7 protein-coding genes and 1 pseudogene are annotated in these 9,112 nt (G+C 65.9%); 2 read left to right on the plus strand and 6 right to left on the minus strand.

The window, feature by feature from the left end:
• From IC66_RS0122885 to IC66_RS0122895, 3 genes are all read right to left on the minus strand, one after another.
• On the minus strand, positions 1-1,109 hold a 1,109-nt coding region (locus tag IC66_RS0122885; RefSeq protein WP_038949163.1), incomplete at its 3' end, for a hypothetical protein.
• Positions 1,110-1,250: 141 nt separating this feature from the next.
• Positions 1,251-3,041, minus strand: a complete 1,791-nt coding sequence (argS, locus tag IC66_RS0122890) for an arginine--tRNA ligase (protein ID WP_038949164.1) — start codon at positions 3,039-3,041, stop codon at positions 1,251-1,253.
• Positions 3,042-3,050: 9 nt separating this feature from the next.
• Positions 3,051-4,259, minus strand: a complete 1,209-nt coding sequence (locus IC66_RS0122895; RefSeq protein ID WP_038949165.1) for a deoxyguanosinetriphosphate triphosphohydrolase — start codon at positions 4,257-4,259, stop codon at positions 3,051-3,053.
• A gap of 123 nt (positions 4,260-4,382) precedes the next feature.
• Here IC66_RS0122895 and erpA point away from each other — a divergent pair, with 123 nt between their 5' ends.
• Positions 4,383-4,712, plus strand: a complete 330-nt coding sequence (erpA, locus tag IC66_RS0122900; RefSeq protein ID WP_038949166.1) for an iron-sulfur cluster insertion protein ErpA — start codon at positions 4,383-4,385, stop codon at positions 4,710-4,712.
• Positions 4,713-4,716: 4 nt separating this feature from the next.
• On the opposite strand, the gene IC66_RS0122905 is transcribed toward erpA, so the two are convergent.
• Positions 4,717-7,047 carry an ATP-binding protein gene (locus IC66_RS0122905; protein ID WP_028145388.1) on the minus strand — a complete coding sequence of 777 codons (2,331 nt, stop codon included), beginning with the start codon at positions 7,045-7,047 and terminating at the stop codon, positions 4,717-4,719.
• A 134-nt stretch (positions 7,048-7,181) separates the two neighbouring features.
• Here IC66_RS0122905 and xth point away from each other — a divergent pair, with 134 nt between their 5' ends.
• Positions 7,182-7,979 carry an exodeoxyribonuclease III gene (gene xth / locus IC66_RS0122910; RefSeq protein ID WP_038949167.1) on the plus strand — a complete coding sequence of 266 codons (798 nt, stop codon included), beginning with the start codon at positions 7,182-7,184 and terminating at the stop codon, positions 7,977-7,979.
• A 61-nt stretch (positions 7,980-8,040) separates the two neighbouring features.
• Here the strand turns inward: xth and IC66_RS0122915 are convergent, their stop codons facing one another.
• Positions 8,041-8,871 carry a tetratricopeptide repeat protein gene (locus IC66_RS0122915; RefSeq protein ID WP_028145390.1) on the minus strand — a complete coding sequence of 277 codons (831 nt, stop codon included), beginning with the start codon at positions 8,869-8,871 and terminating at the stop codon, positions 8,041-8,043.
• Positions 8,858-9,112: pseudogene (locus IC66_RS0122920) on the minus strand (dihydroxy-acid dehydratase domain-containing protein); the annotation flags it as partial. The gene IC66_RS0122915 and the pseudogene IC66_RS0122920, both read right to left, overlap by 14 nt.

Consider the following 9,112-nt stretch of genomic DNA (forward strand, 5'->3'; position numbering starts at 1 on the left):
GCGCTGTCGGTCTGATCGCCCTTCACGGCGACAGTCCTGATCGGGCGCGGCGAATTGTTCGACATCGTGCCGTTGCTCGCGCCCGTGCTCGGCGGCGGCACCGCAGACGGCGACACGCTCGCCACCGACGGCGGGTTCGCATTCTGGTTCAGCGGCGGGAACACCACGCGAGGACCGCCCGCCTTGGCGTTGACGTCGACCGGCGCCTCTTCCCGCGGCACGATCTTCTCGGTGCCATCGCCGCTCACCATGCGATCCGGCACCTTGGCCGAGGAATCCGTCGGCGCCGGCACGATCTTGGTCGGGGTGTTGTCGGCCTTGATGATCGGCGGCTCACCGCTGCGGGGCGAGCCGACATAGGTCTTGTAGGCGAAGGCGGCGCCGGTGCCGACCACGGCAAGCGCCAGGATCGCTGCGACCGTCATCATGCCACCGCGCTGCTTCTTGGGCTCTTCGAGCTCCGCCTCCGGATAGTCGCTCTGATACGCGTAGGGATCGTCGGGATAGGCGGGATCGCGCTGATAATCCTGCTCGCCTGCCTCCAGCCGGCCGTAGAGCGCATCGTCGTAACGCGCCGGATCGGGCTGCTGATGTGGCTCCTGATAGGCCTGTTGCTGGTAAGCCTGATCCTGCTGGGAGGCCTGATCCTGGTAGGATTGCGCCTGATAGGCGTGATCCTGATAAGCCTGGGGCTGATGAAGTTCAGGCTCGGGCGCGGCAGGCTGGGCTGAATAGCGGTGCAACGGGTGGACCGGGTTTACGGACACGGGATAGTCTGGCTCGGGAGCTGGCGCCGGCTGCGGCTGCACGTTGGCCCGCCGCATCCATGAGGGCGGCCCGGGCTGCGCCGGGGGGGCCTGCTCGGCATAGTCCTGTTGATAATCGTCCTGTCGATCCTCTTGCCGATAGTCGTCGTCCTGATAGCCCTGCGCGGGCGCGGGGGCTGCCGGCGGATGTGCGCCGGGCCGCCCCTGAGCTGCGAACGGATCGGTCTGTCCGATCAGGCGGGCGAGCTCGGCTAAGGGATCGCTCTCCGCCTTGCCATGCTGGGCGCCGCCGCGACCATAGTCATCGGAGGGCAACGGTCTGTCCTGATATCGTTCGGCCATCGTGATGATGCGTCCCTTCGGGAAAGCCGCGCGCCCCTCGACCAAGGCACGGCTTTCGACCCACAAGGCTTTCAACCAAGTCTAAGCGATCCGGCTTCTGCCGGTTACCCCCGATATTCCCCTTAAGTAGTTCGCCCCAAACTACCGCATCTCGTTCGGAGCATGGACGCCGAGGATGGCGAGGCCCGATGCCAGAACCGAGACGACGCCCTGGACCATGGCCAGTCGCGCCTTTGTAAGCTCTGCATCATTATTGATAATGAAGCGTAAATAGGGCAAATCGCGCCCCTTCGTCCAAAGTGCATGAAATTCGCTGGCTAAATCATAGAGATAAAAGGCAATTCGGTGCGGCTCGTGGGCCGCGGCTGCGGCTTCCAGCATGCGCGGAAATATTGCGAGACGCTTGAGCAGGTCGAGCTCGACGGGGTCTGAGAGCCGTTCCACCGCCGACTCAGCGAGCCAGGCGATCCGCTCGCCGGCATCCTCCGGCAGTTCCGGGAACACCTCCGTCCGCGCGTTGCGGAAGATCGAGTGGCCGCGAGCGTGGCCGTACTGGACGTAGAACACCGGGTTGTCGCGCGACTGTTCCATGACCTTGGCGAGGTCGAAGTCGAGCACGGCGTCGTTCTTCCTGTAGAGCATCATGAAGCGGACGGCGTCCTGGCCGACCTCATCCACCACCTCACGCAAGGTGACGAAGTCCCCGCTCCGCTTGGACATTTTCACCGGCTCGCCGTTGCGCAGCAACTTGACGAGCTGGACGATCTTGACGTCGAGCGAGCCCTTGCCCGACGTCGTCGCCTTTACCGCCGCCTGCATGCGCTTGATATAGCCGCCATGGTCGGCGCCCCAGACGTCGATCATTTCCGCAAAGCCGCGGTCGAACTTGTTCTTGTGGTAGGCGATGTCGGCGGCGAAGTAGGTGTAGGAATTGTCCGACTTGATCAGCGGACGATCGACGTCGTCGCCGTAAGCCGTCGCCTTGAACAGCAGCTGCTCGCGGTCTTCCCAATCCTCGACCGGCGCGCCCTTTGGCGGCGGCAGGCGGCCTTCGTAGACGTCGCCCTTGGCCTTCAGGAAATCGATGGTCTCGGCAACCTTGTTGTTGCCGGTCTCGATCAGCGAGCGCTCCGAGAAAAACACATCATGACGGATGTTGAGGGCGGCGAGATCGTCCTTGATCTCGTCCATCATCATCGCGATCGCCTTGGCGCGCACCGTCGGCAGCCATTCGACCTCGCTCATCGCGAGGAGCTTGTCGCCGTGCTCTTTCGCCAGCGCCGCGCCGACCGGCTTCAGATAGTCGCCCGGATAGAGGCCTTCCGGGATCGCACCGATGTCCTCGCCGAGCGCCTCGCGGTACCGCAGGAACGCGGAGCGCGCGAGCACGTCGACCTGGGCGCCGGCGTCGTTGATGTAATATTCGCGCGCGACGTCGTGGCCTGCGAAACGGAGCAGGCTCGCCAGCGCGTCGCCAAACACGGCGCCGCGGCAATGGCCGACATGCATCGGCCCGGTCGGATTGGCCGAGACGTATTCAATATTGACCTTGGAGCCGCCGCGGACGCGGCCGTAATCGGCGCCCTCGCGCAGGACCATCCGCAGCGCCTCGGCCCAGGCAGCGGGCTGCAGCGTCAGATTGATGAAGCCGGGACCGGCGACGTCGACCTTGGCGATCAGCGCGTCCGCGCGCAGCCGCTCGGCGATCTGCTCGGCGAGGTCGCGCGGCTTGGCCTTTGCCTCTTTCGCCAGCACCATGGCGGCGTTGGTCGCCATGTCGCCATGGGAGGGATCGCGCGGCGGCTCGACCACCACGCGCGAGAAATCGATGCCCTCGGGCCAGTTGGCTTCCGCCGCCAGCGTACGGCAGGCGGCGTGCACGCGTGCAAGCACGTCGGCGAACAAATGCAGTGCTGAGGATGTGTCGGGCATGGCCGCCGCCTAACGCAAATCCGGGGTCGAGTCAAAAAGCCGCTGGTGCTCGGTCAGGGCGAAACGGTCGGTCATTCCGGCAATGAAATTGCCGATCCGGCGGGCCCGGTCACCCTCATTGTCAGCCTCCGCCCCCGAGAGCCATTCCGGCGGCAGCTCGCCCGGGGATTTCAGGTATTTCGCGAACAGGTCGAACAGGATCTGCTCCGCCTCCCCCATCACCCGCATCACCCGCTTGTGACGGTACATGTGCTGGTAGAGGAAGGTCTTGATGGCGGCCTCCTCCTCGGCGACCTCGGCCGGAAATGCGACCAGCGCCCGGCTCTGCTGGCGGACATCCTGGGCCGATTGGGGCTTCACCGCGGCGAGGTTCTTCTGCGCCTGCGCGAACACCGCACCGATCAGGTGCGAGATCAGCTCGCGCACCAGCTCGGCACCGCGCCTGAGGTCTTCGAGGTCGGGATAGTGCGCCGAGGTCTCGGCGATGATCTCAGCCGTGAGCGGCATCACCTTGAGATCGTCGAGATGGAACAGGCCGGCACGCAGACCATCGTCGATGTCGTGGGCGTCATAGGCGATGTCGTCGGCGATGGCGGCGACCTGCGCCTCCAGTGAGGCGAAGCTCCACAATTCGAGGTCGTAGGTCTCGATATAGTCGGCGATGCCGACGGGAATGCCGTGCTCGCGATAGCGCCCCACCGGCGCGCCGCTGCGGTCGGTCAGCGGACCGTTATGCTTGACGATGCCCTCCAGCGACTCCCAGGTCAGGTTGAGCCCGTCGAAATCGGGGTAGCGATGCTCGAGCGAAGCGACGACGCGGAGCGTCTGGGCGTTGTGGTCGAAGCCGCCAAAATCCTTCAGGCAGGCGTCCAGCGCCCGCTCGCCGGCATGGCCGAACGGGGGATGACCGAGATCGTGGGCCAGCGCCAGGGTTTCGGTGAGATCCTCGTCCAACCCGAGCTGCCGGGCCAGCGCACGGGCGATCTGCGCCACCTCCAGCGAATGGGTCAGCCGGGTGCGGTAGTGGTCGCCCTCGTGGAACACGAACACCTGGGTCTTGTACTTCAGGCGGCGGAACGCGGTGGAGTGGATCACCCGGTCGCAATCCCGCCGGAACGGGCTGCGGGTCCGGCTCGGCGGCTCCGCGACCAGCCGGCCGCGGCTGCGGTCGGGATCGCAGGCATAGGGCGCATGGGGGGCAGCCATTCCGACGGACACGACGAATTTAGTCCCTATCCATTTGATTCTGCGTATCCTTGCACTTAACTATGCCGGACGCGGGATACCAAATGAATTGGGCAAGTGAACCTGGTATGACCGCGGGACTATCGGAGACGAGCCATGACGACCGACGTGACCATCAGTGACCGCGCCGCACGCCGGATTGGGGAGATCCTCAAGGGCGAAGGCTCTGGCGCGATGCTGCGCATCTCGGTCGAGGGCGGCGGCTGCTCGGGTTTCCAGTACAAATTCGACATCGACCGTGCGCGAACCGACGACGATCTCGTGATCGAGCAGGACAATGCGGTGGTGCTGGTCGATTCCGCCTCGCAGCCATTCCTGGCGGGGTCGCAGGTCGATTTCGTCGACGATCTGATCGGCGCCTCGTTCCGCGTCAACAATCCGAACGCAACGGCATCCTGCGGCTGCGGCACCAGCTTCTCGGTCTGACCGGCTAAACGCCGGTTATCTGTTTCTCCTCATCCGTCCACTCCATCTCGGCCGGCAACAGTTCCGGCTGCAGCGGCGCGTCCTCGGACATCACGTGGCCGTCGAGCGCACGCAGCAAGGCCGCGACCAGCGCCGGCTTGCGCAGCGGCTTGGCGAGGAAGTCCGACATGCCCGCCTCGCGGCAGATCCTGACGTCCTCGGGGAAGGCATTGGCGGTCAGCGCGACGATCGGCAAAGCTTCGCAGCGCCCGCCTTGCGCGCGGATCGCGCGGGTGGCGGCAAGCCCGTCCATGTCGGGCATGCGCACGTCCATCAGCACCACATCGTAATTGCCTTCGGATGCTGCCGCGACGGCTTCGGTGCCGTCGGTGACGACGCGCAGCTCGACGTCGAAGGCCCCCAACATCTTGCTCACGACCATGCGGTTGACCGCATCGTCCTCCGCGACCAGCACCTTCAGCGGCCGATCGAGACCGGCGATACGGGTCTTGAGCTCGTCGGCCTCATCGTGGCCGGCCGTCTGCTCGGAGGCCTGCGCCTGGCTCCAGGGCAGGACCAGCGTGAAGCGGAAGGTCGATCCCTCGCCCGGCGTCGAGGTGACGCCGATGGTGCCGCCCATCTGCTCGATGATGCGCCGGGAGATCGCAAGCCCGAGCCCGGTGCCGCCGAAGCGGCGGCTGATCGAGGCGTCGGCCTGCGCGAAGTCGCTGAAGAGCTGGCCAAGCTTTTCGGGGGCGATGCCGATGCCGCTGTCGGTCACCGTCCATTCGACGGTCGCCAGCAGATCGCGGCGCGCCTGGCAGGTCGCCGAGATCGTCACCTCGCCTTCATCGGTGAACTTCACCGCGTTGGACGCGAGGTTGAGCAGCACCTGGCGGATGCGCGCGACGTCGCCGCGCAGCGTCGGCGGCAGGTTCGGGTCGAGTGCCAGCTTGACCGTCAGCCCCTTGCCCTTGGCGCTCGCGCGGACCACGGTCACGACAGCCTCCACCAGCGCCTGCGGGGCGAAGTCGATCACTTCGAAGGTGAAGCGCCCGGCCTCGAGCTTGGACAGGTCGAGGATGTCGTTGAGGATGCGCTGGAGATTGTCGCCGGACTCGCGGATCGTGGTCACGGCCTCGCGCTGCTCCGGATCGAGCTTGGTTTCGAGCAGCATGCTGGCAAGCCCGAGCACGCCGTTCATGGGCGTGCGGATCTCGTGGCTCATCACGGCGAGGAAGTCCGACTTGGCGCGGCTCTCGGCCTCGGCCTTTTCCGCGCGCCAGCGTTCGGTCACGTCGCGGCCGAAGCCGCGATAGCCCAAAAATTGTCCCTCGCGATCATAGGCCGGCTTGGCCGTCAGCGACCACAGCCGCGCCTCGCCGCCGGCGACGACCTTGAGGTTCATCTCGTGCAGCGGCTCGTTCTGCTCCATCAGGCCGACGACGTTGTAGGCCGCGCTCTTGTCCTCGGGGCACAGCATGTCGAGCACGTCGGCGAAATGCGATCCCTTCAATAGCGGCAGCGGCAACTGAGCGACGTCCGCGAAGCGCTCGGGCACATCGACCAGATGCCCTTCGGCATCGGTCTGCCACAGCCAGTCGCTGGCGTTCTCCTGGAAGTCCTTCAGCAGCAGCGAGATGATCTCGGTCTGGCGTTCGAGTTCGAGCTGGGCCTTGAGATTGCCGAGGAACAGATTGCCCTGCGAGACGATGCTGCGCGCCATGAAGAATGCGAACAGCAGCAGGAACACCGCCGTCACCAGATACGGCCCGGCGCCGCAGAGCAATAGCGCCCCGGCGCAGGCGGTCGTCATGGTGGCGAGATAGACGAGGCCGGCGCGCGGGAACGTCGACAGCGTGAAGGCGCCGCCCGACATCATGCCGACCATCAGGCAGGCCAGGATCAGCTGGCTGGTCGGCTCGATGCGGCTGAACAGAGCGAGCGGCAACGCGCCCCAGATCGCGGCGAGCAAGACCGCCTGCCGCAGCATCTGCCGCGCGGCGCGGGGCGAGGCCTCCTGCGGCGGGTTCTGATGCGACCGCCGCCAGGCGCGCACCGCGAGCGAGGCGGTGGCGGCGAGCGTCAGGCCCCAGATCGCGAGGAAGTCGTTCCATCCCCGGCCCCAGAACAGGATCAGCACGATGGCGACGTTCAGCATCGTCACCGCCATCGTCACGGGGATCAGCCGCGTTACGGCGTCGATCTGCTTGGCGCGGATGCGGCGAATCTCGCGCTCGCTGAGATCGGCGGTCAGGCCGTCCTCGATCTCGAAGCCGCCGAGCCAATACAGGAACGCGCCGATCAGGCCGTCACGCGGCTCGGTTCGCTTCATCGATTTGTCCGGCCATCCCATTCGCGGAACCTTTTGACGATCAATGGCCTGCCGCCTGCTTAAGCCGGGTTAATTTTGTGGGAGATTTTGCGGCGTCCTTGACGGGCGCGTTTGCAGTTTGTTCTAACCATGGCCCCTGCCCGGAGCCCGCCGACATGACCATCAGAGTTGCCACCTGGAACGTGAACTCGGTCCGGCAGCGGATCGACCTCCTGCTGACCTGGCTGAGGGAGTGCCAGCCGGACATCGTCTGCCTCCAGGAGATCAAATGCGTCGACGAGGCCTTCCCGCGGCTCGAGATCGAGGCGCTCGGCTACAACGTGGTCACGCACGGGCAGAAGACGTTCAATGGCGTCGCGCTGCTCTCCAAGCTCCGGTTCGACGAGACCAAGTCGGGGCTCGCCGGCGACGACGAGGACGCCCATGCCCGATTCATCGAGGGTGTGGTCACGCTCAAGCGCGGGGTGCTGCGCATCGCCTGCCTTTATCTGCCCAATGGCAATCCGGTCGGGACGGAGAAATATCCCTACAAGCTCAAATGGATGTCCCGGCTTCTTGACTATTCGAAAGAGCGCCTCAAGACCGAGGAGCCGCTGATCCTCGCCGGCGATTTCAACGTCATCCCGCACGCCCGCGACGTGCACAATCCGGCCGCCTGGACCGAGGACGCCCTGTTCAAGCCCGAGACGCGGGAGAGCTTTCAGTCCCTGCTCGGCCTCGGCCTCACCGATGCCTTGCGGGCCGTCACGGATGAACCCGGGCTTTACACCTTCTGGGACTACCAGGCCGGGGCCTGGCAGAAGAACCAGGGCCTGCGGATCGACCATCTGCTGCTGTCGCCACAGGCCAGCGACCGGCTGGCCAATGTCGGGATCGACAGCTATGTGCGCGGCTGGGAGAAGCCCTCGGACCACGTGCCGGTGTGGGCGGATCTGGATCTGGAGGCAGCCTAACGTCCGCAGAGTTGGTGGGCGCGCTGCGCTTTGCCCACCCTACCGGCACCGAGTTGCCGCCCTACTCGCGGCGGCCGCCCTGCACCCACTGTTCCAGCATTTGCAGGCACATGGCGCGGTCGTCGTCGGAGGCCTTGGCGAAGGCGCGGCTGTAGCTTTCCTTGATCCAGGTCTCGTCGGCACCGGCGCTGTCGCGCGCCAGCGTCAGCCACATCAGGCCGCGCGCGGCCTGTCGCGGCAGACGGTCGCCGTTGAACAGCATCTGGCCGAGCAGCGCCTGCGCCTCGTGCTGGCCCTTCTGCGCGGCGAGGCCGAGCCAGCGCGCGCCGTAGCGGAAATCCTCGCGCGAGGCGTCCGGCGTCTTCAGGTAGAGCCGGGCGAGATCGTATTGCGCGTCGGCATTGCCGAAATAGGAGGCAGCATAGGAGAACATCTCCCGCGCCCGCTCCGGGTCCGACTTGACCTTCGAGTTCGGGATGCCGCTCAGATAGTAGCGGCCGAGCGCGACGAAGGCGTTGGCCACGATCTGCGCCTGCGGTGCCGACGGGCTGTCCTCGGCATGCGCATTGGCGATCCGGCTGAAATATTCGAAGGCACGCAGATCGTCCTGGGCGACACCGTCGCCATTGGCGTACATGCGGCCGAGCTTCCACTGCGCGATGGGGTGACCACCCTCGGCGGCATATTGCAGCGCACTAAGCGAGGTCGCCTGAGGCACGGCCGCCGGCGCGACCTTGCCGCGTGCGGTCGCCGCGCTCCCCGGCAAGGTGGTGACGACCGGGATGGTCGCGTCCTTCGGGTTGACCGGAGCCCCGTCGAAGGCAAGCGCCGGGGCGGCCAGCGCACCGACCCCCAACACAAACGCAACTATGGCACGCCTAGATGTCCGCATAGCACTGTTTCTCGTGCGCGCCGCCCGGATGGGTCACTGCCCCCCCGACCGCTGGTCCAACCTGTTGAGCATATTTCCAGAGCGCACCCGACGTGTGGTTAGTCGCGCGAGCGGTCCATTTGGTCTTGCGCTGGGCGAGCTCGGCGTCGCTCAATTTTACGTTAAGGGTACCGGCGACCGCGTCGATCTCGATGATGTCGCCGTCCTCGAGCAGCCCGATCGGGCCGCCAATGGCAGGCTC

It is taken from the genome of Bradyrhizobium genomosp. III (assembly GCF_000261705.1).
GTDB classification, from domain to species: Bacteria; Pseudomonadota; Alphaproteobacteria; order Rhizobiales; family Xanthobacteraceae; genus Bradyrhizobium; species Bradyrhizobium ottawaense.

Bases quoted from the DNA above. Each gene is read 5' to 3' on its own strand.
- argS (WP_038949164.1), bottom strand. From the start codon at position 3,041: ATGCCCGACACATCCTCAGCACTGCATTTGTTCGCCGACGTGCTTGCA.
- erpA (WP_038949166.1), top strand. From the start codon at position 4,383: ATGACGACCGACGTGACCATCAGTGACCGCGCCGCACGCCGGATTGGG.
- IC66_RS0122905 (WP_028145388.1), bottom strand. From the start codon at position 7,047: ATGGGATGGCCGGACAAATCGATGAAGCGAACCGAGCCGCGTGACGGC.
- xth (WP_038949167.1), top strand. From the start codon at position 7,182: ATGACCATCAGAGTTGCCACCTGGAACGTGAACTCGGTCCGGCAGCGG.
- IC66_RS0122915 (WP_028145390.1), bottom strand. From the start codon at position 8,871: ATGCGGACATCTAGGCGTGCCATAGTTGCGTTTGTGTTGGGGGTCGGT.